This window comes from Bifidobacterium sp. ESL0732 (assembly GCF_029395535.1).
Classification (GTDB): Bacteria; Actinomycetota; Actinomycetes; order Actinomycetales; family Bifidobacteriaceae; genus Bifidobacterium.
Window position 1 is genome coordinate 232,542 of record NZ_CP113920.1, and the last position, 22,590, is coordinate 255,131.

Here is a 22,590-nt window from a genome sequence, read left to right on the forward strand (position 1 = left end):
CGACGACGCATGGCTCAACTCCATGGCTGGGTTCAATGCGCCGGGTGCGGGATTCGGCGGGTCCCCTGATGGGGCCGGTTCCGCAGAACCCGAGCACACTAGCGCCGGCGCAACCGGCGAAAAGGCGGGTGAAACAATGAGCTCCGAACAGTCGAATAACAAGGCCGACGACGAAGCGAAACAGAACCCACAGGGTGCTGCCGCTTCAGCTGCCAACAACAACGACAATACGAACGTGAACGCAGGCGATGCTTCCGCGCAACCGGATGCTGGCCAGGCTGGTGCTGACAATAGCCAAGCCAATGCTGCTGGTGCCGCGGCTGCCGCTGCTAATACCAACGGCGACAACGCAACCGATGACGCAAGCAAGGCTGATACGGCAGACGCTGCCGATGGCAAGGACGGCGAGAATACGCTGACACCGCTCGGGCAGGCGAAAAAGGAAGCCGCGGACTATCTTGATGCGCTCCAGCGTGAGCGTGCTGAGTTCGTCAACTTCCGCAACCGCGCGAAGAAAGAGCAGGATATTTTCCGCCAGCACGGCATCATTGATGTGCTGACCGCGTTGCTTCCGGCTCTCGACGACATCGACCGTATCCGTGAGCACAGCGATCTGGACGATTCGTTCGCCGCTGTGGCCAACAAGATCGACAAGGCGTTCGAGAAGTTCGGCGTGGAGAAGTTCGGCAAGAAGGGTGAAGCTTTCGACCCGACCAAACACGAAGCGATACTTCACAAACCGGATGCCGACGCGACCGAAGAGACTGTGGACACCGTCGTAGAGGCGGGCTATCGCATCGGCGACCGGGTAATCCGGGCCGCTCGTGTGGTGGTGGCTTCCCCCAAGGCCTAGCGGCTATCTGCAATGACGTGATACGTAGAGTGCGATTCCCCGCGTGGCCGGAGGGTCGCACTTATCGTTTGTAAAGTCGTTGCAGGCAATGTACCGGCTTAGGGCCCGAGAAGGAGGGCAGTGATATGGCTGAGAATGAATGGCTAGATAAAGATTTTTACAAGGTGCTCGGCGTCTCCAAGGACGCGACGAGCGAGGAGATTACCAAGGCTTACCGCAAGCTTGCGCGTAAGTACCATCCCGATCTCAACAAGACCAAGGAAGCCGAGGAGAAGTTCAAGGACATCTCGGAGGCCTACGATGTGCTCAACAACGCCGACCAGCGGCGCAAGTACGACGCAATCCGCCAGTTCGCGGGTGGCGGCGCAAGGTTCGCCGGCGGTTCCGGCCAAGGCGGGTTCGGTGGCGGCGCCTCCGACTTCTCCGATATCTTCGGTTCGATGTTCGGTGGTGGCGCGGGCGGCCCCGGCGGGGTTCGCTTCTCGACCTCCGGCGGTGGTCCGACCAACCTGAACGACATCTTCTCGATGTTCGGCAACGCGGCTGGCCAAGGCGCTGGCGGCTACGCGGGTGCTGGTTCGCCTTACGGCGGTGGCGGCGGGTCGAGCTCCTACCGTGAGCCGCAGCGTCCGGTGCGCGGCGAGGACCGCAACTCGAAGATCACGCTGACCTTCCGTCAGGCCGTGAAGGGCGCGACCGTCTCGCTGAAGGCGGGCGGGCGCAAGTTCAAGACCCACATCCCGGCCGGTGTGAAGGACGGGCAGAAGATCCGGCTTCCCGGCAAGGGCAAGCTCGGTTCTAACGGTGGGCGCGCAGGCGATATGTACCTGCAGATCCACGTCAAGAACGACACGAAGTTCAGCCTCGATGGCAACAACATCGTGATGCCGCTGCCGGTCACCATCGGTGAAGCGGTGGCTGGTGCCCGCGTCAAGGCGAATGATTTCGATGGCAATGAAGTGACATTCCGCGTGCCGGCTGGCACGTCGAGCGGCACCGAGGTCCGTGTCGGCGGCAAGGGTGTTCCTGGCCGTGATGGTGACTTGGTCGGACGCGTAGTGATTCGCGTGCCGAGCAGGCCCAGCATGGCGCAGAAGCACGATGCCAAGGAATTCGACAAGAATTCCGGCGAGTTCGTCGACGAGGTTGCCAAAGAGCGCGAGTGATTCGCGCGGCTGCGGTGGATGAGGTTGCCAACTGGTCGAAGCGGTTGAAACGGCTGAAGCGAGACGTAGGAATAATACGGTAAGTTTCGGCACAACGGTTTGATGGAAATGTCTGTCGGATCTTTCCGGCAGATCTTCCGTCGGCTGATAACAAGTTGTGATTGGCCTATACGCAATCGCGCAAGAGCGTTGCGGATAGACCAATCAAGCAGTTTTGGGCGAGATAGGCATTGCGTATTACATTGATGCATAAAGCGGTCAATGTCATACGTTATGAATGAAGTTATAAACAACGACGAGCGGAGGTGAATGATGGCTCGAATTTCTCGTGAGGTACAGGCGCTCTATGGGCTGTGTGCAGTCGCACTGGTCGAACAGCGCGCTGATTTGGACGGTGCCGACGACGTTGGTTTCGATATCGATTTGCCTGTTTTCAGCGTCGGCCGTGCCGCACAATTGGCGGACATCCATCCCCAGACCCTGCGTCAATACGACCGTCAGGGGCTTATCGTCCCCCAACGGACGGAAGGCGGCGCTCGCCGTTACTCCTTGCGCGATGTGCACAAGCTCGCCGAGGCCCAGCAAATGAGCCAGGAGGATGGCATCAATCTCGCCGGCATCTCGCGGATTCTCGACTTGCAGGAGGAGAACCGCCAGTTGCGGCGCGAGGTGAAGCGCCTCGAACGCCCGCGTGGTTCCAGTATTTTCGCCGCCGATTCCGACGGTGACATCACCGAGATTCAGCGCTCTCGTCAGGCCCGTCGCTGGCGTCACGAGGTGCAGGCCCACACCCGTGAGCTCCCGGGTCGGCCATATTACGCTGGCAATGCCACCAATCCGCATGCTTCGAACGCGCAATCGGACGTAGCTGGGACTGGGGTCAATGCCGATGCCGATACTTCGCAAGGACAGTCTGCCCACAAGCCCCGTCACGCTGCGAAACCTGGCTCTGCTCCCTATTCCGACCCATTCGTCGACCCGCGTTCGTTGGTCGTTTGGGGCCATTATTACGACTGACAGATTCAGATGGAATGCAGAAAGCTTTCATCAAGCAGTTATCGGTGAATGGTTTCGGCAATCTCAGCAAACGTTAGAAAGCGCTCACGAGTTAATCCTCAGTGAACGCTTTCTTGCATATTTGGAGCTGGATGCAAGAAAGTGGCCGTTGACCCGTCATCAGTGACCGGTTTCTTGCATCGTTGCGCGAGGATGCTAGAAAACGGTCATTTACCAACGCTGAGTGGCCGATTTCTTGCATGATGATAGGTGAATGCTAGAAAATGGCCGTCGTCGATTCTTTCGACAATGGCGTGTATTGCGTTTTGGTTTATATAGGCGCTAAGCTGCTGACGGCATTACTAAAGCGAGTGCTTATGGCATGATAGAGATGTAGAACGTATTGAAGGTGCCAGCGTCATGTATCAACGCGATTGCATGAGTGAACAAGCTGGCGTGGACGGATATGACGAGGTGGATTCCCTTTGGCTTTGCAGCGGCAAAATGATGTAATGGGTTCTAGGCGGATGTTGAAGGCCGTCCTCTGGGATATGGACGGCACCTTGATCGACTCGGAGCCTTACTGGCATCAGGTCGAGATGGGCATCGCCCGCGAGCATGGCGGCTATTGGAGCGAAGATATCGGATGGACCTGCTCCGGAAAGCCGGTTCCGCAAGTCGCGCAAAAGATGGTGGACCATGGCACCAAGTTGCCGGTCTCCGAAATACAGCGGCTCATGATTGAAGGCGTGGCGCGCAAGGAAGCGGAACACATGCCGTGGATCGAAGGCGTGGAAGAGGTGTTACGCTCGCTGGTTGCTGCGGGGATTCCGTCGGTTTTGGTGACAGCGTCGCCGCGCCGTATGGCCGAGAATCTGGTGCGCCAGGCTCCCGAGGGCGCGTTCGTCGGGTATGTCTGCGGTGAGGACGACTTGCCCAAGAAGCCGAATCCCGCGCCGTATCTTGCCGCGGCAGAAGTGGTTGGTATTGAGCTTCCGCATGATATAGCCGTGGCCAATGGCATGTCGGAGCCAGAAAATGGCCACTCTGGTCGTCAGAGGCAGAGCGGTGGCAACAACGACAAGGGGAGCGGCAAAGCTTCTGCCGGTAACGCTGAGGTTGCTTTTAAAGACGCGGATTTCTATCACGAAATGGCGAGATGTGTAGCTCTCGAAGATTCGATGACCGGTATTGAGTCGGCAGCGGCTTCTGGCGCAACAACGATTGCCCAAACGGGCTTCATCGGAACAGACACGTCCGCCGGCCCCCAATTCGCGTCGATCAGCAGCTACGACAACCTGACCGCCGAAGTCCTCGAACACTACGTCGAGCAGCGTCTGGCGAGTCTGACCAATAGTTGATGCCTATGCACTATGTTTCTGGAAATCGTTGAATCGTCCCGGAACATAGATAGCATTTGCCGGGCGTTGGGAATGTGACATATTCAGATAAGAGATTCGGTCTGCTTTTGCAGCCCTCATATTGTTAATGGCGTTCAGTTTTCGTTAAGGCGTTGCTGAAACGCAATCGGCGAGATGCGGCGAACTGGTATAAAACCAGCCTGTGCATCTCGCCGAAAGTTGTGGCGCGTAGCGCTAATTTCAATCCGAACTGTATCCATCAGACGACAGTCCAGCCTCCGTCAGCTGCGATGATGTCTCCATTGATGAAACTTGATTCATCGGACGCGAGGAACAGCGCAAGATTGGCGATTTGACTCGGCTCGGCCAATGGAGCGTCACCGGTCAGCGCAAGGGCTTTGGTACCCAATTCGTTAGGCGCGGTAATTGTGCTCTGGATGTTCGTCTTGACGCCGCCGGGCGCGATGGCATTGGCTCGGATGTTGTTGAAACGTCCATAAGTGGCGGCGATGTTCTTGGTCATCCCGACCAGTCCGTGCTTGGCCATGGTGTAGGCGGCACCTCCTCGAACGCCGAACAGCCCGCCTACTGAAGCGTTGTTAACGATAACCCCGCCGTTCTCCTGCTTGAGCATCACGTTGATAGCGGCGCGCGCAGCCTTGAACGGACCGGTCAGATTGACGGCCATGACCTTCTCGTACAGCTTGTCGTCAAGCTCGCCGACGGGAATGAAGTTGTCCATGATGCCTGCGTTGTTGACGAGAATGTCCAAGTGGCCGAAAGTGTCGGTTGCGCACTTAACCATGGCATCGATGTCAGCCTCGTTGGCAATGTTGGTGACGGCGGACACGGCTTGCCCACCCGCGTCAGTAATTTCCTTTTCAACAGCGGCAAGTGTGTCTTTGTTGATATCAGCCAGCACGACTTTCGCACCTTCGGCTGCGAAACGTTCCGAAATTGCTTTGCCCATGCCTGAAGCGGCACCTGTGACAATAGCTACTTTGCCTTTTAATTGATCTGTCATAGTTCAACTCCTTTGTTTATGATGCAAGAACTGCATCTTCTTTCATGCTAGCAGTAATTCGATAAAGATAGCTTGTTTGTGTGCCATAATTACTGTGAGATTTCAGACATGATGTATCGTTGTGTATATTCTTTCCAGAGGTATTGAATATAACCGAGTCATCGTAACTCAGTTCTTGCAAGCAGGAAAATAATGTAGGATTTTCTGGTTAGAAATACAAAAGGATTCCGGGAAACGTCGGAAACTCTCTTTGTAGAGCTGATGGTAATCGCATAATCTGTTGATATTCTGCCGATTTCCACCATCATTATTTTGTGTACCTATATGTGTACCTAAAATTCATTTTTCTACTATTTTTAACTTTTTAAAGATCGGTGATGCGTAGTTTCAAGAGCTGTTTCTAAAAGCAGCCCATGTCTCTTGTAGCGAAGTGTCTTGCTATTTTGTATACGAAAAGATATTCTTTATGTATACGAAAAGAAAAGAGGTGGGGAATTGCAAGTTTGCCTGCATCCAAGGGTGTTGGAGAAACGTCCTTGGCTCGATGAGAAGGAGATTGTTGCCGCGTGGATGGATGCCGCGCGTATGCTTCCCCGCCAGGGCGATTACGAGCCAGACCAGATGCTCGCCATCGGTTGGGACTGGCATGGCAGGCTCACCGAGATGATTGCGTATGCCGGCATGGAGGATGACGAATGGATTATCTTCCACGCCGCACCGGCAAGAAAGAAGTTCCTCGCCGAGATGGGGTTCGGCGAGGCTGAGATTCGTCAGTTGTTGGGAAGGAGATAACCCATGAAGGACTACAGGGCAAAAGGCGGAGTTGAGGTCACCGACGAGATGATTGACCAGTGGGACAAGGATGCTGATAACGGCATTTACCATGGCACTCCTGGCAAGCTCGTCGTTAACAAGCCACTTGGCCGCCCGCCGCTGTATGAGGAGCCGATGGTTCCGGTGACGTTCCGTATGCCAGGCAGTGAAGCGGAAGCGCTTCGCAAAGCTGCTGATAAGCGCGGCGTAAGTTTCGCCGATCTCATGCGCGAAGCGTGTCACAGGGAGCTTGGACGGCAGACGGCTTAGAATCATATGAAAAAGGTTTCCGGCGAATCGTCGGAAACCCTGCTCGTGGAGCTGATGGTAATCGAAACCACGACCTCTTCGATGCGAACGAAGCGCTCTACCAACTGAGCTACAGCCCCATGTCTTTGAGTTCATCGCTCAAGACAACGTTACATATTCTAGTACAACCCAGTCCCAAGTCCAATCCGGCGGGTTGGGAATGAAACCTATTCGTTAGCAAAGTCCCTATATCGCCAGCAAAGCCTCGGCAGTCTTCTGGTCGGTGACCAAAGCGGAAATGAGATGCCCGACCAGACAAGCGTGAATAGCGTTGACCTTGGCCGGCCCCCAGGCCACGCCGAGGACGATTGGGATTTTCTTGAGTCGCCCGAAATCGATGGAAATTGTGCGTTCGTAAAGATCGGAATGAACGAGGTTGCCTTCCGCGTTGATCAGATGCCCGCAAATGTGCCCCACGACCCCGTGCCGACACAACGACCGCGCGGTGGCAGGATCCACGTATTCGTCGAAGATGTGCCCGAGTCGCTCTTCCGTGGCGGCTCCGACACCCACGATGGCGATATCCGCTCCGCCCCCGAGCGCCAGGGTCGTAGCGATTTGCGGCTCCTTGCGCATGCTGTTGGCGATTTTCGCGTTCGAAAGAATCATCGGCACGGGCAGGGCGGTGAAGGTGCCGCCAAGCCGGCTGGCGAGCATGCGGCAGATGTCCGGGGAGTCGATCATCGGATTGTCGGGGCTCAGCGCGCCGATCATCTGCGCGACGTTGGATTTCGGCCATTCGCAGATTGGCATTTCATGCACCGTCGCCGCCACGGCCCGTCCATTCGAGACCGTGACCAGCGAATCGGGCTTGCAAAGCTCGCAGAACAACGCTGCCGCGTATTTCGGCACCACCTGGCCTGCGCTTTCGCTGTCGTTCACCGTCGCCACACGCACATGTTTGAGCCCGAATTTGCGCTCCAGTTCCTGCTCGAGCTCACGGATACGTTCCAATTCGTGGCCGATGGAGATATGGACCATACCCGAGTCCCTTGATTCCTTGAGCAGACGTGAGACCGTCGGTCGGGAATAACCGATATCGCGGGCGATTTGGGCCTGCGTCTTGTCTTCCAGATAATAGGAACGTGCCACGCGCAACACAAGTTCGATATGTTGCCGTGAGGAGCTGGTTGCTAGTGATTCATCGCTGAACATATGTTCATTCTAGCTCAATTCGAGAAGTTTTAACCGGAATTACACAACATTTTTAGTGTATAGCGAAATATTTGTATTGCATCTTGATGAACATATGTTCATCAAGACGTGGTGATTCCATCTGCAAACGCATATCGTAAGAATTGAAAACGCAATGGGTGAGATTGCAAAGAAGTTGCGACTTTGATTTGTGGCCGCGAAATCCGCAATCTAGACAAGCCCGTTACGCAAGGAATTGCGAGTGACCGGCAGCCGGTCGTAGATATTAGGCGGCAGGCAGTCGGCGATCCACAAATTAAAAATTGGTTTAACAATGGTGAATCAAACAAGGAGTTAACAATGTCGTTTGCACGTACGATTCTGGGCGATGTCGATCCGAGCACCCTCGGTGTGGTCGACGCCCACGACCATCTCATCCGCGTCGGAGCAGGCGAGGTCTATATCGATGGCGACCATCAGCTCGATTCCGTCGAGAAGGCTGAGGAAGAGGCCACGCGCTTCGCCCAGGCTTCGAAGAAGTGGAGCAAGTATGGCGGCACGATCGTCGATATGTGCCCCATCAACTGCGGTCGTGACCCGGCCAAGCTCGTCGAGGTCGCCAAGAACGTGAAGGACCTGAAGGTCATCGGCGCCACTGGCTTCCACCGTGAGCACGTCTATCTGGAGACCCAGTCCCACTGGGTCAACCGCTATTCCGTTGATCAGATCACCGAGCTGGTCATCGCCGACATCCGTGAGGGCGTCGACCAGAATGATTACACCGGCCCGTTCGTCAACCGTACGCCTTACAAGGCCGGCGTTATCAAGGTCGGCACCGCCTACGGCGAGATCACCCCGTTCGAGCACAAGTGCCTCGAAGCCGCCGCTGCGGCCGCCATCGAGACCGGCGCTCCGGTCAACACCCACACCACTTACGGCACCTGCGGCCTCGAGCAGGCTCAGGAGCTGCTGAAGCAGGGCGTGCCGGCTGACCAGATCGCCATCGGCCACATCCAGCGCAACGCCGACGTCTATTACCTCGAGAAGATCCTCGACTTGGGCGTCTACCTCGAGATCGACGGCACCAACCGCATCAAGTACCAGCCGGATTCCAACCGCATGATGGAGCTCAGGGCCTTCAAGAAGGACGGCTTCGAAGACCGCATCCTGCTCGGCACCGATTCCGGCAAGCGTTCCTATCAGAAGGCTTACGGTTCCGTTTCCGGCGTGGATTACAACCCCGCCGTCGACGGCCCGCGCATGATCGACGAGGGCTTCGACCCAGAGTACGTCGACAAGCTGCTGATCAAGAACGCCGCCAAGTTCTTCACCTTCAAGAAGGAAGGCTGATTTCAATGGCAGAGAAATTGCAACGTCCAAAGCTGCAGATCGCTCTCGACACCACCGACATGCCGAGCGCCCTGCGTCCGCTGAACCAGGCGGTCAGCCAGGTCGACGTCATCGAGTGCGGTACGATTCTCATCATCGCCGAAGGCCTCAAGGCCGTGCGCGAGGTCCGTGCCCTTTACCCGAACAAGACGATTCTGGCCGACGTGCGTATCGCCGAGGCCGGCGCCTTGATCGCCCGTAACTGCTTCGAAGCCGGGGCCAACTGGGTTTCCGTGGTGGCTGGTGCCTCGATGACCACGGTCGAGCAGGTCGTCAAGGTCGCCAACGAGTTTGGCGGCGAGGTGCAGATCGAGCTCGGAGAGAAGTACGACCCGGACCAGGCCCGCGAATGGCGTCGTCTGGGTGCCACGCAGGTCATCGTCCACCGTTCGCGTGACGCGGAAGTCGCCGGCAAGCTCACTTGGGGCCCCAACGACATCCAGCGCATCAAGGAGCTGCACGACATGGGCTTCATGGTCACCGTTACCGGCGGCGTGAAGGCTGACGATCTGCCGTTCTTCAAGGGCACTCCGGTTGGGGTCATCATCTCCGGGCGCGGCATTGTGAAGGCCGACGATCCGCTGGCCGCCGCGAAGCACCTGCAAGACACTATCAGTGAGGTGTGGCCGCAATGAGTACCGTGAGGCTTGGCATCTACGAAAAGGCGCTTAAACACACCGACGACTGGGATTCGTTCTTCGTCCAGGTGCGCGACGGTGGGTTCATGTTCATGGACATTTCCGTCGACGAGTCGCCCGAACGTATGGCCCGTCTCGATTGGTCGCCGGCGCAGGCTCGTGAATTCCGCGCCGCCGCCGACCGGCAAGGTGTTCAGATCGGAGGCATGTGCCTGAGCTGCCATCGCAAGGTGGGGCCGGGTTCCGCTGATCCGAAAGTCCGCCAGGAAGCCGATGACATCTTCCGCAAGGCCATCGACCTCTGCCATGAGGCCGGTATCCCTGTGGTGCAGGTCGCTGGGTATTACGCCTATTACGAGGAACCCGACGAGGGGCAGCGCGCCCGTTACGTCGATTCCCTGCGCCGTGCGGCCTCGTATGCCGCGCAAGCCGGTGTGATGCTGGGCATCGAGAACGTCGATGGTAATGACGTCACCTCGATTACCAAAGGCCTCGCGATTTGCGATGAGATTCATTCGCAATGGCTGACGATGTACCCCGATATCGGCAATCTCGCCGAGCAGCAGCTTGACACCACCGCGGAACTGCGGGCCGGGGAAGGCCGGATGCTCGCCATCCACGTCAAGGACGTGCTGCCAGGCCAGCCGCGCCGCATCCCGATGGGTACCGGCGTCACCGATTTCGCCGCCGCGTTCAAGGAATTGAAGCGGCAGGATTGGTCCGGCAGGATGATGCTCGAGATGTGGAATGACGATGCGCCGGATTCCAGTGAAATCAGCTCTAAGGCCCGTCAAAAGGTCGCCGGCTGGTTGGGTGACGCTGGTATCACGGTAGCCTCGCGCTGATTGTTTCCAGCCCGCGCGTTCCAGCCGTAATATCGTGGAACGCACGGTATGACATAACTTAAATATAACTGAATACAGAATATAACTTAATCAACCGGTGACAGTGATGGATTTGCAGACTGCCGCTTCAACACTGCAATTCCATCACCACCACCATCGATGAAAATGGCGACAGCCGGCTTGTTTCCGGTACTGATGCCGGTGTCAGGCCAATCTGTTGCAATAAATAAAAAACATGATTTTATGGTTCTGTATCCGCGGTTTCTAGCGGGTACAGCTTCACCGTGGCCTATGTCAACTGAAGGATATGGGTCAACGGTCTTTCCGGTTCCGCGATGCGTCGTATAACGTGGCCGGACCAGAATGGTGATTTTCCGAACATATCAATTTCCTGCTTTCGTGCCAACGCGAAAAGCCCGGGACGTTCGGATCGTCGGATTTTCAGCCCGCCATGTGTTTGGCGGGGAAAGGAGCGTAACGTCTCCAAGACGTTTCGCAACGTAAATAGTTACAAGGGAGTGCTGATATGGCAACTTATGATCTTTCTACTATCGGTGAAGGCCAGATTCGTTTCACCGTCAATAGCGGTGAACGCCTTATGTTCACGCGTTCCGTTTCCATGAACCCCGCGTGCTCCGAAGCGAACGTCGCCGGCCTGCTTGCTCAGCTTGGGCGCAAGACCTTGTGGACCAGTTCGCTGCCGGAAGGCGATCTCGGCGACTACATTCTGACCGAGTATCGTTCCGTCGGTGTCGATATGAAGACGATGGTCCGCAAAAAGGGCGGTCGCACGGCCCTCTACTTTATGGAGCCTGGAGCCGGCCCGATGCCTGCGAACGTCATCTATGACCGCGATTGGACCTCGTTCCGTGCCACCGGCATCGACGAGTACGACTGGAATACGATGCTCGATACGAGGCTCATGTTCGTCACCGGCATCACCGCAGCCCTGACCGACACTACCGCCGAAGTGGTGCGCTACGCCGCCGACCATGCCATCGAGCGCGGCGCCAAACTTGCGCTGGATGTCAACTTCCGCCACAAGCTGTGGAGCGGCGAACAGGCGCGCAAGGTGCTCACCCCCATCGCCGAGGAAGCCAACGTGCTCTTCTGCTCGATTTCCGACGCCGAGAAGGTCTTCGGCATCACCGGCACGCCCGAAGAGGTGACCGATGAGCTGATGAAGCGCTTCGATCCGGAGTACGTTGTCACCACCAATCACATGGAAGGCCCGTACCTGCGCACTCACGAAGGCTTCACCGAATACAAGACCACCGCGGTCCCGGTTATCGACCGCCCGGGCGCCGGCGATTCGTTCGTCGCCGCCACGCTGCACGGCTACCTTTCCGGCGACATTGCCGAAGGCGTCAAGTGGGGCCAGCGTGCTTCCAAGTTCGCCATCACTCACAAGGGTGATCTGACCCGCATCCGTCCCGACGAGCTGGACATCCCGCTGGGCACCGACATCGATCGTTAGTATTTATTATCAAAAACAAAGAGAAACAAGGATAAGATATGAGCACAACAACAAATGCTCCAGCGGCATCGGCCAAACCGGTCACTGCATATGAGCAAATGGATTCCCGGCCGCTGACCGGCCACCAGAAAAGCATTATCTCGCTGGTGATTCTGGGCAACGTCTCGGAGTTCTTCGACATGTTCCTGATCGGCTTCGTGGTCTCGCTGCTGACGACCGCATGGAAGCTGACAGGCTTCGAAGCTGGCGTCATTCTGGCCTGCTCGGGCCTTGGCACCGTCATCGGTTCCATCGTGTGGGGCCGTCTGGCCGACAAATTCGGCCGCAAGCACGCCTTCCAATGGTGCGTGATCTGCTTCGTCACCTTCACTGTCCTCTCGGTGTTCCTGCCTGATCGCGCCTGGGCGCTGCTCGCTTTCCTGCGTATCGGCGTGGGCATCGGCGTCGGCGGCCTCAACATCACCTCGATTCCCTACGTTCAGGAGTTCGTCCCGAGCAAGAACCGCGGTATGCTTTCCGGCCTCGCTTCCGTCTTCATCCCGCTCGGTCTGCTCCTCGGTTCCGTTTCGCAGAGCATCGTCGGCGACAACTGGCGTATCCTCATCGCCATCGGCGCCCTGCCGGTGCTGCTGCTCGTCTGGCTGCACTATGTGCCTGAATCTCCTCGTTTCTATCAGACCAAGGGTCAGGACGACAAGGCTCGCGAGGCTCTCGCTTGGGCCATGGAACTCCCGATCGACCAGGTCGGCACCCTTCCTGCCGTCGAGGTCGAGAAGAAGGTCGGCTACAGCGAGCTCTTCAGCAAGCACATGCGTCCGCTGGTCATCATCACCATTGGCTCGTTCTGCTTCATGATGGGCAGCTTCGCTATCCAGTCTTGGGGCCAGACGTTGCTTAAGGATGCGTTCCACTTCACCCCACAGATGGTTGCCTACCTGTTCATGGGCGTCTCCGTGGCCGACTGCATTGGCCGCTTCGGTTCCGCTTGGCTCGCTGACGTCATCGGCCGTCGCTGGACGATGTTCATCTTCGGCATCGTCGGAGCCCTGGGTTGCTTCTACGCTGCGTTCTTCCACAGCTCCGGCTGGGCTTTCTACATCGCGATCCTCATCATCATGACCTTCGCTGATGGCGCGTTCGGCATCCTCAATGCCTTCGGTGGCGAGCAGTTCCCGAACGACGTGCGTTCCACCGGTCTCGGCTTGGGTTACGGCCTTGGCGCCATCGCCAAGGTTATCGGCCCGGCCCTCATGGGCGTGCTCGTCGGCGGCAGCTTCGTCGCTCAGCACATCGACATCTCCGTGATCACCAAGGCGTTCACCTTCTTCGGCGTCTGCCTGGTCATCGGCGCGATTACCTACCTCTTCGCGCAGGAGACCCGTGGCAAGGATCTCGAGAGCCTGTAAGCTCCCGTGAAATCTTGTTAGGTTCCGCCATATCCGCGTCGCTTGCGCCAATCGAGTGGCTTGGATATGGCGGATTTTTTATAACGACATTCTTGAGTGTTTGGTTTGCGGTTGTGCTTATGTGAGCGGTAACGTAGATACTGTAAGCTTGAAATATCAATAAATATGGATGATTGCCGGTAGTGAGGAACGTCGCGTGTGCGGCAATCGTAATGAAAGGAATAAATATGACTACATTGGATGATTTTGGGCCCGAGGTTCGCGCTGAAGTCAAGCAGGTGCGCGAGGTTGTTTCCACCCTGCATCAGCAGCTGATCAAGTGGAATCTTGTGGTGTGGACGGCGGGTAACGTCTCGCAGCGTCTGCGCACTGCCGATCTGATGGTGATCAAGCCTTCCGGCATGCGCTATGAGAGCCTGACGCCGGAATCGATGGTGGTTTGCGACCTCAACGGCGACCCGGTCGACGGTCTGGCCGGCCCCAGCTCCGACACCAAGTCCCATGCTTATATCTATCGCAATATGCCTGATGTTTACGGTGTTGTGCACACCCATTCCACCTATGCGACGGCTTGGGCTGCCACCGGCCAGAACATTCCTTGCGGCCTAACGATGATGGGCGACGAGTTCGGCGGCCCCGTGCCGGTCGGCCCGTTTGAGTTGATCGGTTCGGAAGCCATTGGCAAGGGTGTTGTGGATACGCTGAAGAAGTATCCTCATTCCCCGGCCGTGCTGATGCAGAACCACGGCCCCTTCACCATTGGCAAGGACGCTGAGTCCGCTGTCAAGGCCGCTGCGATGACCGAAGAGGTGGCGCACACCATGTGGGCTGCCCGCCAGCTTGGCGACATCATCCCGATTGCGCAGGATGATATTGATAAATTAAATGATCGTTATCAGAATGTGTATGGTCAGCACTGAAAATATGGAGCGTCATCGCAAAGCCAGAGATTTCGACGTACCGTCAGTACGCCTTCATCTCTGACTGAACGATGCCACACGCATATTTCGGTTGTCGATGTTATGGACTGCTAAGCATCGGTACATAGCAAATTGGGCACTCCCTGAGATTTCCGAGGAGTGCCCAATTTATTATTTTTAGCTGTAATCTATCGTCTATGACTAGTCAGACGGCGGATAAATCAGCGGAATCAGATGGCAATCACATGTCTTCGACGACCAGATAGGTCATATCGAGCGGGCCGTGGACGCCGACGACCAGAACCATCTCGATATCGCCGGTCGACGAAGTGCCGGTGATGAAGTTCAGGTTTGAGGTCTTGAGCTCGCCGGACTTCAGAGCCGGCTCGTAGTAGTCCATCGCCTGGCGAGTTCGCGCCACAATCTTCGACTTGCGGATGATGCTCAGATAGTGCACCGGCAGGAAGTGGAAGGCGCGGCCTTGGCCTGGCGTGGTCGGGGCGGTGATGGTGCAAGACTCGGCGCACAGAAAGTCGGCGAAACCGATGGCCGCTTCCGAGTGGTTCGCCGTGTCGATGTTGGCCTTGCGGCCGGCACCCGGCACCCAGAACGAAGGCTTCGGATCGAGTCCGTCGCGCCACTTCTCAAGCCCGAACGCCTGATAGTTCTCGTCATAGGTAGGCAGCATGAGCTTGCCGTCGGCCTTGGCGGAGATGAACTTGTCGAGCGCGGCGGGCAGTCCGGCCTTGTCGGTCGTCTGGAAATCGACGTGGACGGCAGGCGCGTTTTTGCGGGCGATCTCGAGCAGCTCGTCGACGCTGTGGCCCGAAAGTGTGCTTTCGGGAAGGTCGTTGACCGGCTCAAGAGGATGATCTTTGAGCTGGTGGCGCGGGCGTCCGCTTTTCTCGGCGAGATAGTTGAGGAATGTCTCACGATCGGTCATGATGTTCAGTCCTTCTTCCCATTGTCGGCAGAATTTGCGGCGGAATCCGCCGCGGCTTCGGTTTTTGCCGGAGCGATGCCATGCCGTTTGGCGTTCTCATGGCTCGTGTGGCTGGAATGGTCGGCATAGTGGCCAACTCCTGCCTCCTCGATGGAGCCAAGCGCCACCGGCACGGTCGCGTCACTCAATGGTGTGGTCTGCTCATGGCCGACCTTGCGTGCGGAAACGCTGTTGTCGTAAGAGCCGAAGTCCTTTGGCGCGTTCGGATTCTTGGCGAGGATGCCAGCTTGTGCCTTGCGGAACGCCTCAGCGCCACCGGCATCTGCAATCTGCGACTTCTTGCGCTTGTTATACCAAGTGCGGAAGTTCTTGGAGTGGGCCGGCGGTTCCGGCAGATCACGGACCTTCGTCCATCCGCCGAAGACGAACGGCATCCATTCCTCGTGTTTGCCGTTTTCGTTGAGGTTCTTAGCGGTGTCGGGCACGCGCGTGCCGGTTTCCGGATCCTTGATTCCCTTCTTGGCTATGGTGTTCATCGCGACGTGATCGAAGGTCAGCGCCGTGCGGAAGAGCGAGGAATGACCAGTACCCATACCGACGACCTTCATCACGGTGTCGGCGATCAGGTCACCCATATGCTTGTCGTTCATCATGATCTCGCGGTGCTTCAGCAGCAGTTCGTGCAGCGGAATCTTCACGGGGCAGGTCGCGGTGCAGGCCGAGCAGAGGCTGCAGGCGTAGGGCAGGTCGTGGAATTCCGCGTAGTCGCCCTGCAGCAGCGGGGAGAGCACAGCTCCGATTGGCCCTGGATAGATGGAGCCGTAGCCCTTGCCGCCGATGTTGCGGTAGATAGGGCAGACGTTCAGGCAGGAAGCGCAACGGATGCACTGCAGGATCGGCTCGAACTTGGTGCCGAGCGCGTTGGAACGGCCGTTGTCGACGATGACCACATAGAAGTCTTCAGGGCCATCGGCCTCGTCGGGGAGCTTCGGGGAAACGAAGCTGCAATAAGAGGTGAGTTTGGAACCGACGGCGGAACGGACGAGCATATTGTCCATCGTCTCGGCCTCGCGCAACGTCGGTACGATGCGTTCCATACCCATGACCACGACCTGTGTAGGCGCGATGGCCATGGAGAGATCGGCGTTGCCTTCGTTGGTGACGATATTGACCATGCCTTGGTCGGCGACGGCGAAGTTGCAGCCGGTGATGGACATGTCGGCTTCAAGGAAGCGCTCGCGCAGCACCTTGCGGGAGAAGCGCGCTTCGTGCTGCGGGTCGTTGTCGCCGGTATAGCCGATCTTTTCGAACAGCTTCTGCACCTGGTCGCGGTTCTTGTGCAGCGCCGGGAAAACCAGATGGGAAGGCTCGTCCCAGTCGTCGAGTTCGAGAATGAACTCGGCCAAGTCGGTTTCGGTGACCTTGACTCCATCGATTTTCAGCAGTGCCTTGTCGAGTCCGATTTCGGAAGTGACCATGGACTTCGGCTTGACGATTTTGTGTGCCTGCTTCTTCTTCACCAGATCGGTGATGAAGTCACGCGCCTCGACGTCGGTCTGGGCGAAGAAGACGTGTCCACCGCGCTTTTCGACGTTGTCGGAGAATTCCTCCAAGTAATCGGGCAGATAGCGCACGCACTGCTGGCGAATCTGCTCGCCAAGGTCACGCCAGCCTTCCCAGTTGCCGAGTTCCGCACGTGCGGTCTCACGCTTGACCCACTGCGCGTCCTGCGCGTTGGAGATGGCGTGGTGCGCGAACTTGTCCTTTTCGTTGGTTTCGACGCGCGTGACGAAATCGGGATCGCCGTATTGCAGCATCGTGCCGGTTTGCTTGCCGGTCCGCTTGAACATGGTGTCGTCCATTTGTGTGGTGCTCATACCAGAGCCTCCTCATGTGCGTTGGAATGCTGCAAAGTCTGTTCGTCGATGGCCTTGCGTTCGGCTGCGTCGGCATACTTCACGCGGCTCATGTCGACATTGCTGTTGAGCACTTCCGCCAGATGCATGATGGTGATCTTTTTGCCGAGCCTATTGAAGCGGCCGCCGATGTTCATCAGGCAGCCAGGGTCGCAGGAAATCAGTACTTCGGCCCCGGTGCTTTCGACGTCTGAGACCTTCTCATTGACCATTTCCTTGGAAACCGAAGGAACTTTCATGGAGAACATACCGCCGAAACCGCAGCAGTTTTCGATATGCGGAAGTTCCTTGACTTTGAGGCCCTTGACGTGGTCCATAAGAATATAAGGGCTCTCGCGCTCACCAAGCAGGCGGGTCATATGGCAGGAACGATGGTAGGTGGCCACGGCATCGAGTTCCGCGCCGGCGTCGAGCACGCCGAGCACGCGATAGAGGAACTGCGAGAACTCATAGGTCTTGTCGGCCATCTCGTGAGCCTTGGCCTTATACTCATCGTCGCCTTTAGGCAGGTGGAACTGCAGCTCCTTTAACATATTGACGCAGGAACCGGCGGGGCCGACGATGTAATCGGCATCAACGCTCATCAGGGCATCGATCTCGTTGTGCATCACCTTCGTGGATTCCTTTACATACCCGCTGTTGAACGTGATCTGCCCGCAGCAGATTTGCTGCATCGGCATGTAGGTTTCACAGCCGAACCTTTCCAGAACTTCAACCATGGCTTTCCCGACATTGGGAAATATCAGGTCGACCAGGCAGGTGGAGAAAATCACTACCTTCATTTTGACTCCTTCGAGTTGGCCTTTTATTGCTTTAGGCACATATCGATGGCTTCCTTGCGCGTATATGCAACGTTCAATGCCCCATCAAAAATAACCTTCAATATATAACGATATATGTCAGAAATTTAAAAAAGCCGAGATTTATTATAAAATAGAATTTGTCAACGTGAGTTTGCTCACATTTTTCAGTTAACTAGTGACTTACTATCGATACTGTTGCAACAAAAAATCTGAAAATGCTTGTAAAACGAAGGAATTACAGGAGTCGATTATGGTATACCTGCCCCGTATGTTCGTCGAATGGCGGAATCGTTGGGAATGTTAATATTAGTATTTTGTGCTATTTTGCTGATTTCTGATAATAGATTTACGTATTAATGAGCAACAAATAATAAACGATTGTTGAGATATTAATAACGTTTGACATTCATTTTGAGACACAGCATTGTGTCTATAGGGTTCAACTAATGTTTGAATTTATCGCTTTCAGTCGGCCATTTCGTTTTCTTTGACAGACGTGGTTTTCTCGACCGAGGTGGGGTCGCTTTTCTTCTTGCCGAACTTGGCTTTGAGCAGGCCGATGATGGTGGGCAGCAGCGAAATCACGAGGATGGCGACGATGACCAGCTCGAAGTTCTCCTGGACGATGGGGATGCCGCCGAAGAAATAGCCGAGCAGGGTGAAAAGCGTCGACCATGTGAGTCCGCCAAGCATCGAGAATGGCGTGAAGCGACGCCAGCGCATGCCGGAAAGCCCGGAAATGAACGGCATGAACGTGCGGATGAAGGGGAAGAACCGGCCAAGGAAGACGGCGAGCGGACCCCACTTGTCGATCATCGCTTCGGTTTTGGCGAGGCGTTCGGGGGTCATAGCCTTGACTTTGCCGCTTTCGATGATCTTGCGTCCGAAGAAGTGGCCGATGAAGTAATTGCACTGGTCGCCCACGATCGGCGCGATCCAGACCACCGGCAGCAACGCAATCAGGGGGAGTGCGGATTTTCCGGTCACCGCATCGGGCGCGGCAAAGAAGCCGGCTGCGAACAGCAGCGAGTCGCCGGGCAAGAACGGGAAGAAGACGACACCGGTCTCGATGAAGACGATGAGGAAGATGAAGCCGAGCGTCGGTGCCACCCCCATCGAGATCCAACCGGCGATGATGGTGCGCGGGTCTTTCAGAAGCTCAATGAGGAAGTGAATGAAACCCATGGTGTCCCGTCTGTTGCTTGATGTCTTGGTTTTGCCTTCGCGTCTGGACGAGGGAAGGTATTGCGTAAATCTCGCTTTGAAACCTCATGGGCGCGTGATGACTGTCGGCGTGATCTTTCCATGTGGGAGCTGACTGTCTAAAACTCTGAGGTTTTCAACCTTCGTCACTTTATCAGCCGTACCATGTCTGAGGCTTGACGTTGACTGAGTTTTCCGTGAATCTGCACAAACCCGAAGTCGGAATTGTATGGCATGGCTGTCTAATAACGAGAAATGAAGTCAGGGAGGTAAATGTCGCCACCACCGATAATGCCGGCAAGCGCGAAGCCGTTCGAACCGGAGCGCCTTTGCTCGATAGCCATGGCCTCGCTGATTTCCGCCATCGAGAAACGTCGGGGCATCGCCAGGGAAGTCACGCTGATCGACCCCAAATTCATCGATTGAGGTTCTCTTGCCGTGGCCCCGCAAAACCCGGGCTCGGGTAATGACGAGACTCCTGCTTCGAGACCAATCGTTTCCGCCCGCAAAAGCAGAGACTTGGAAGGGGAACTTATGGATTGATCGATGCTAAACGTTGGATTGAGTGAAGAGCCGTTGGCCCGGCTGGCCAGCCTTTCAGCGATGAGGGTTTGGCGCGGTGCGTGGCTTTGATTCCGCCTTTCGATGGAACAAGGAAACTATACGAAAAAACAAAAAGGTAGTTTTATCTTGTGAATCGAAACGTTTCGATTATTAGTTGCATAATTCTATTCATCCGGATATTTCAAGGAGGAAAGATGAAGATAAGGAAGATTATCGCGACAGCGCTCGCGGCGGTGATCACGTTGACGGCGCTTTCGGCGTGCGGGTCGAGCAACGCCCAGGACGACGCCTCGATTGCCAAGTACGATGCGATGGGCATCATGCACGGCGCCAAGTGGGCCGGCCTACTCAGCGGCTCGAATATGTCGTAACTGTGGATTCGCGCCATATTCAAGCCGTTGGGGGTGGCTGAGCAGCTGATATATGGCGCAACCGGCACGGTATTGGTTCTGACCCAATGTCGATGTCATATGCGCCAGTAAAAATAATGTTAAGTAAGCAAGGGAAGGCAAGTTCGATGAACGGTGTAACGGCAGAGGCGGCCCAAGGATTTGGAGGTTACGGGCTCGGCATGATGGATGGGCTCACGGTGGCCTCACGCGGGCGCTCGCGTTGTGTCAATGCGGAGAACCCGACCGGTGGCAAAGGTGTCGCGGCCATGAGTGCCAGCGAGCTCGGCCCTTCACGCAAGGGAACGCCTTGCTTAGGCACCGTGCGGACCGGCGAATCCGTGACACTGATGGACGTCGAAGGCCCTGGCGTCATCCGCCATATCTGGATGACCGTGACCGATAAAACTTCTCCAACCGGACCGAATGTTCTGCGTAACCTCATCCTCGAGTTCTATTGGGACGGTGAGGACAGCCCGTCGGTGGTCTGTCCGATCGGCGATTTCTTCTGCTGCGGTCACGCGCAGGATTGCTTCGTCAATTCCATGCCCATCGTCGTCGCACCCAATCGCGGCTTCAATTGCTACTTCGCCATGCCGTTCGAGCACGCGAAAATTGTGTTGCGCAGCGATCACAACGAGGACGTTCCGGCGTTCTTCTACCAGATTGATTACACCGAATATGACACGCTGCCGGATGACGCGATGCGCTTCCATGCCCAGTGGCGCCGCGAACGCGTTACCAAGGAGCAACAGGATTATACGATTCTCGATGGCGTGCGCGGCCAAGGCACCTACGTCGGCACCTACCTTGCGTTGACGGCGCTGGAAAGCCGCTGGTGGGGTGAAGGCGAGGTCAAGTTCTACCTCGACGGCGACACTGATTATCCGACGATTACCAGTACGGGAACCGAGGATTATTTCGGTGGTGCATGGAGTTTTGCCACTTTTGATGAAAATCATCATATGCACGAGCAGACTTATTGTGCTCCGTTCGTCGGCTTCCCGTTCCGGTCGCAGAGTCTGGTCGGCCGCGAAAGCGACTATTGGGATCGGGCGACTCCAGTCACCCGCGGCCTTTACCGTTGGCACATTCCCGATCCGATTTATTTCGAGGACGACCTGCGCGTGACCGTCCAGCAGATTGGTGCCGATGAGGCAGGATTGTTCGAGCGCAACGACGATGTGGCCAGCGTTGCCTACTGGTATCAGAATGAGCCGCATACTCCGTATCAACCCCTCGGGAACCGCCATTTCCGCCAGCCACGATGAAATGCGTCGGAGCTTATATTTATTGACATTGCGTGATGATTGACGCTGCGTGATGATTGCTGGAGAATTAGGAATGGGCCCAACAATGTAAAAAAAATGCATCAGCATAGCGAGGATTCATCATTTTAGAAACGCGACCAAATTTGTAATTTGCTGAGTAAGCGTTTACTATTTTACGTGTGATGACGATATCGCCGTCATAAGAGAGTGCGTATAGAAGCGCACATTACAAGGAGGTAACTCGTGAAAAAAAGTTTCATCGCAAAGGCCATTGCTATGGTCTCTGGCGTCGCCTTGCTGGCTGGGTTGGCAGCTTGCGGCAACGACTCGTCCGCAAAGACTGCTGAAGCTCCCAAGGCCGACGGAACCGTGACTATTTATTTGGCCCGACACGGCCAGACCGCTTCCAACGTGATGCACCGGTCCCAGGGATGGAGTGATTGGACCCTGACGCAACAAGGCATCGATGGAGCCAAGTATTTGGGCTTGGGGCTCAAGGGCACCAAGTTCAAGGCCGCTTATTCTGGTGATCTGACTCGTCAGGAGAAGACCGCCGAAGGCGCGTTGAAATATTCCGGCAACAAGTCGATCCAGCTCAAGCAGGACTGGAGATTGCGCGAGTGCAATTTCGGTAGCTATGAAGGCCGTCAGGATGCGGCTCAGAACGATGTTGACATCGCCGCCTTCTACGGTTACAAGGACCATGACGACTTGGTCGCCAAGAACGGCTTAAACGCCGCGGTCGTGCAGCAGAATGGTTATTACCAGCTCGATAAGGCCAACAAGCTGGGCACTGATTTGCCTGCTGAATTGCGTGCAGAAAGCGCCGAAGCCATTGAGAAGCGCATGACTGATGTCCTGACCTCGATCGGTAAGAAGGAAATGAAGAACGGCGGCGGCAATGTGCTCGTTGTCAGCTCTGGCTCCGCCATCAACTTCTTCCTACTGGCGCAGAAGTTCCCTGAATACACCGGTGCCGGAATGGGCAACGACGCGGTCACTAAGCTCACTTACAAGAACGGTAAGTTCGCGCTGGCCGGCCCGATTGGATCCATGGATTACTTCAATGCTGGAAAGGCCAAGGCTGAGTAGGCCTTTAGGGTTTTAGCATTGAGTTTCTGATATTCGAGAAAACGAAGTGGCATTGACTTGTCGCGAATTTTTCAGGAC

The 22,590-nt window shown here is 56.2% G+C and carries 21 protein-coding genes, 1 tRNA gene and 1 pseudogene; 16 read left to right on the forward strand and 7 right to left on the reverse strand.

The annotated features are described in order from the left end of the window. The first annotated feature begins 235 nt into the window (after positions 1–235). The 4 genes and pseudogenes from grpE to OZX70_RS00705 all read left to right on the forward strand — a co-directional run bounded on the left by grpE (position 236) and on the right by OZX70_RS00705 (position 4,376). Positions 236–853: a nucleotide exchange factor GrpE gene (gene grpE, locus OZX70_RS00690; protein WP_277182054.1), complete on the forward strand. Its 618-nt coding sequence runs from the start codon at positions 236–238 to the stop codon at positions 851–853. 125 nt (positions 854–978) lie between these two features. Beyond that, a complete protein-coding gene (locus OZX70_RS00695) occupies positions 979–2,019 on the forward strand; it encodes a DnaJ C-terminal domain-containing protein (protein WP_277181145.1) in 1,041 nt (346 codons plus the stop codon). Between the two features lie 312 nt (positions 2,020–2,331). Then, positions 2,332–2,829: pseudogene (locus OZX70_RS00700) on the forward strand (MerR family transcriptional regulator); the annotation flags it as partial. A gap of 698 nt (positions 2,830–3,527) precedes the next feature. Then, positions 3,528–4,376, forward strand: a complete 849-nt coding sequence (locus OZX70_RS00705; RefSeq protein WP_277181147.1) for an HAD family phosphatase — start codon at positions 3,528–3,530, stop codon at positions 4,374–4,376. A 259-nt stretch (positions 4,377–4,635) separates the two neighbouring features. On the opposite strand, the gene OZX70_RS00710 is transcribed toward OZX70_RS00705, so the two are convergent. Further along, the gene (locus tag OZX70_RS00710) at positions 4,636–5,400 is read right to left on the reverse strand and encodes a glucose 1-dehydrogenase (RefSeq protein ID WP_277181149.1); all 765 of its coding nucleotides are present in this window, start codon (positions 5,398–5,400) and stop codon (positions 4,636–4,638) included. A gap of 519 nt (positions 5,401–5,919) precedes the next feature. Here OZX70_RS00710 and OZX70_RS00715 point away from each other — a divergent pair. Continuing rightward, on the forward strand, positions 5,920–6,192 hold the full coding sequence (locus OZX70_RS00715) for a hypothetical protein (protein WP_277181151.1): 273 nt from the start codon (positions 5,920–5,922) through the stop codon (positions 6,190–6,192). A gap of 3 nt (positions 6,193–6,195) precedes the next feature. Further along, entirely contained in the window at positions 6,196–6,483 is a 288-nt protein-coding gene (locus tag OZX70_RS00720; RefSeq protein ID WP_277181153.1) for a CopG family transcriptional regulator, read from the forward strand. A 46-nt stretch (positions 6,484–6,529) separates the two neighbouring features. Here the strand turns inward: OZX70_RS00720 and OZX70_RS00725 are convergent. Both OZX70_RS00725 and OZX70_RS00730 read right to left on the reverse strand, forming a co-directional pair. Then, positions 6,530–6,602, reverse strand: a tRNA-Ala gene (locus OZX70_RS00725). Between the two features lie 106 nt (positions 6,603–6,708). Beyond that, positions 6,709–7,677 carry a sugar-binding domain-containing protein gene (locus OZX70_RS00730; protein WP_277181156.1) on the reverse strand — a complete coding sequence of 323 codons (969 nt, stop codon included), beginning with the start codon at positions 7,675–7,677 and terminating at the stop codon, positions 6,709–6,711. A gap of 339 nt (positions 7,678–8,016) precedes the next feature. Here OZX70_RS00730 and OZX70_RS00735 point away from each other — a divergent pair, with 339 nt between their 5' ends. The 6 genes from OZX70_RS00735 to OZX70_RS00760 all read left to right on the forward strand — a co-directional run bounded on the left by OZX70_RS00735 (position 8,017) and on the right by OZX70_RS00760 (position 14,331). Then, complete coding sequence (locus OZX70_RS00735; RefSeq protein WP_277181158.1) at positions 8,017–9,006, forward strand: hypothetical protein; 990 nt, start codon at positions 8,017–8,019, stop codon at positions 9,004–9,006. A 5-nt stretch (positions 9,007–9,011) separates the two neighbouring features. Next, on the forward strand, positions 9,012–9,680 hold the full coding sequence (locus tag OZX70_RS00740) for a 3-keto-L-gulonate-6-phosphate decarboxylase UlaD (RefSeq protein ID WP_277181160.1): 669 nt from the start codon (positions 9,012–9,014) through the stop codon (positions 9,678–9,680). Continuing rightward, the gene (locus OZX70_RS00745) at positions 9,677–10,528 is read left to right on the forward strand and encodes an L-ribulose-5-phosphate 3-epimerase (protein ID WP_277181162.1); all 852 of its coding nucleotides are present in this window, start codon (positions 9,677–9,679) and stop codon (positions 10,526–10,528) included. The genes OZX70_RS00740 and OZX70_RS00745 overlap by 4 nt, the downstream gene beginning before the upstream one ends. A gap of 526 nt (positions 10,529–11,054) precedes the next feature. Continuing rightward, complete coding sequence (locus OZX70_RS00750) at positions 11,055–12,005, forward strand: sugar kinase (RefSeq protein ID WP_277181164.1); 951 nt, start codon at positions 11,055–11,057, stop codon at positions 12,003–12,005. Between the two features lie 38 nt (positions 12,006–12,043). Further along, a complete protein-coding gene (locus OZX70_RS00755; protein ID WP_277181166.1) occupies positions 12,044–13,411 on the forward strand; it encodes an MFS transporter in 1,368 nt (455 codons plus the stop codon). Positions 13,412–13,638: 227 nt separating this feature from the next. Continuing rightward, on the forward strand, positions 13,639–14,331 hold the full coding sequence (locus OZX70_RS00760; protein WP_277181168.1) for an L-ribulose-5-phosphate 4-epimerase: 693 nt from the start codon (positions 13,639–13,641) through the stop codon (positions 14,329–14,331). 241 nt (positions 14,332–14,572) lie between these two features. On the opposite strand, the gene OZX70_RS00765 is transcribed toward OZX70_RS00760, so the two are convergent. The 4 genes from OZX70_RS00765 to OZX70_RS00780 all read right to left on the reverse strand — a co-directional run bounded on the left by OZX70_RS00765 (position 14,573) and on the right by OZX70_RS00780 (position 19,178). After that, a complete protein-coding gene (locus OZX70_RS00765; RefSeq protein ID WP_277181170.1) occupies positions 14,573–15,274 on the reverse strand; it encodes a lactate utilization protein C in 702 nt (233 codons plus the stop codon). 5 nt (positions 15,275–15,279) lie between these two features. Then, complete coding sequence (locus OZX70_RS00770; RefSeq protein WP_277181173.1) at positions 15,280–17,151, reverse strand: LutB/LldF family L-lactate oxidation iron-sulfur protein; 1,872 nt, start codon at positions 17,149–17,151, stop codon at positions 15,280–15,282. Beyond that, positions 17,148–17,972 carry a (Fe-S)-binding protein gene (locus OZX70_RS00775; RefSeq protein WP_277181176.1) on the reverse strand — a complete coding sequence of 275 codons (825 nt, stop codon included), beginning with the start codon at positions 17,970–17,972 and terminating at the stop codon, positions 17,148–17,150. Before OZX70_RS00775 ends, OZX70_RS00770 begins: the two co-directional genes overlap by 4 nt. Before the next feature lie 486 nt (positions 17,973–18,458). Then, complete coding sequence (locus OZX70_RS00780; RefSeq protein ID WP_277181178.1) at positions 18,459–19,178, reverse strand: VTT domain-containing protein; 720 nt, start codon at positions 19,176–19,178, stop codon at positions 18,459–18,461. A gap of 291 nt (positions 19,179–19,469) precedes the next feature. Between OZX70_RS00780 and OZX70_RS00785 the strand changes: the two genes are divergently transcribed. From OZX70_RS00785 to OZX70_RS00800, 4 genes are all read left to right on the forward strand, one after another. Beyond that, a complete protein-coding gene (locus OZX70_RS00785; protein ID WP_277181180.1) occupies positions 19,470–19,622 on the forward strand; it encodes a hypothetical protein in 153 nt (50 codons plus the stop codon). Positions 19,623–19,954: 332 nt separating this feature from the next. Next, on the forward strand, positions 19,955–20,131 hold the full coding sequence (locus tag OZX70_RS00790) for a hypothetical protein (protein WP_277181182.1): 177 nt from the start codon (positions 19,955–19,957) through the stop codon (positions 20,129–20,131). Between the two features lie 146 nt (positions 20,132–20,277). Then, on the forward strand, positions 20,278–21,420 hold the full coding sequence (locus OZX70_RS00795) for a glycoside hydrolase family 172 protein (RefSeq protein ID WP_277181184.1): 1,143 nt from the start codon (positions 20,278–20,280) through the stop codon (positions 21,418–21,420). A 243-nt stretch (positions 21,421–21,663) separates the two neighbouring features. Next, on the forward strand, positions 21,664–22,512 hold the full coding sequence (locus OZX70_RS00800; RefSeq protein WP_277181186.1) for a histidine phosphatase family protein: 849 nt from the start codon (positions 21,664–21,666) through the stop codon (positions 22,510–22,512). Positions 22,513–22,590 lie beyond the last annotated feature (78 nt).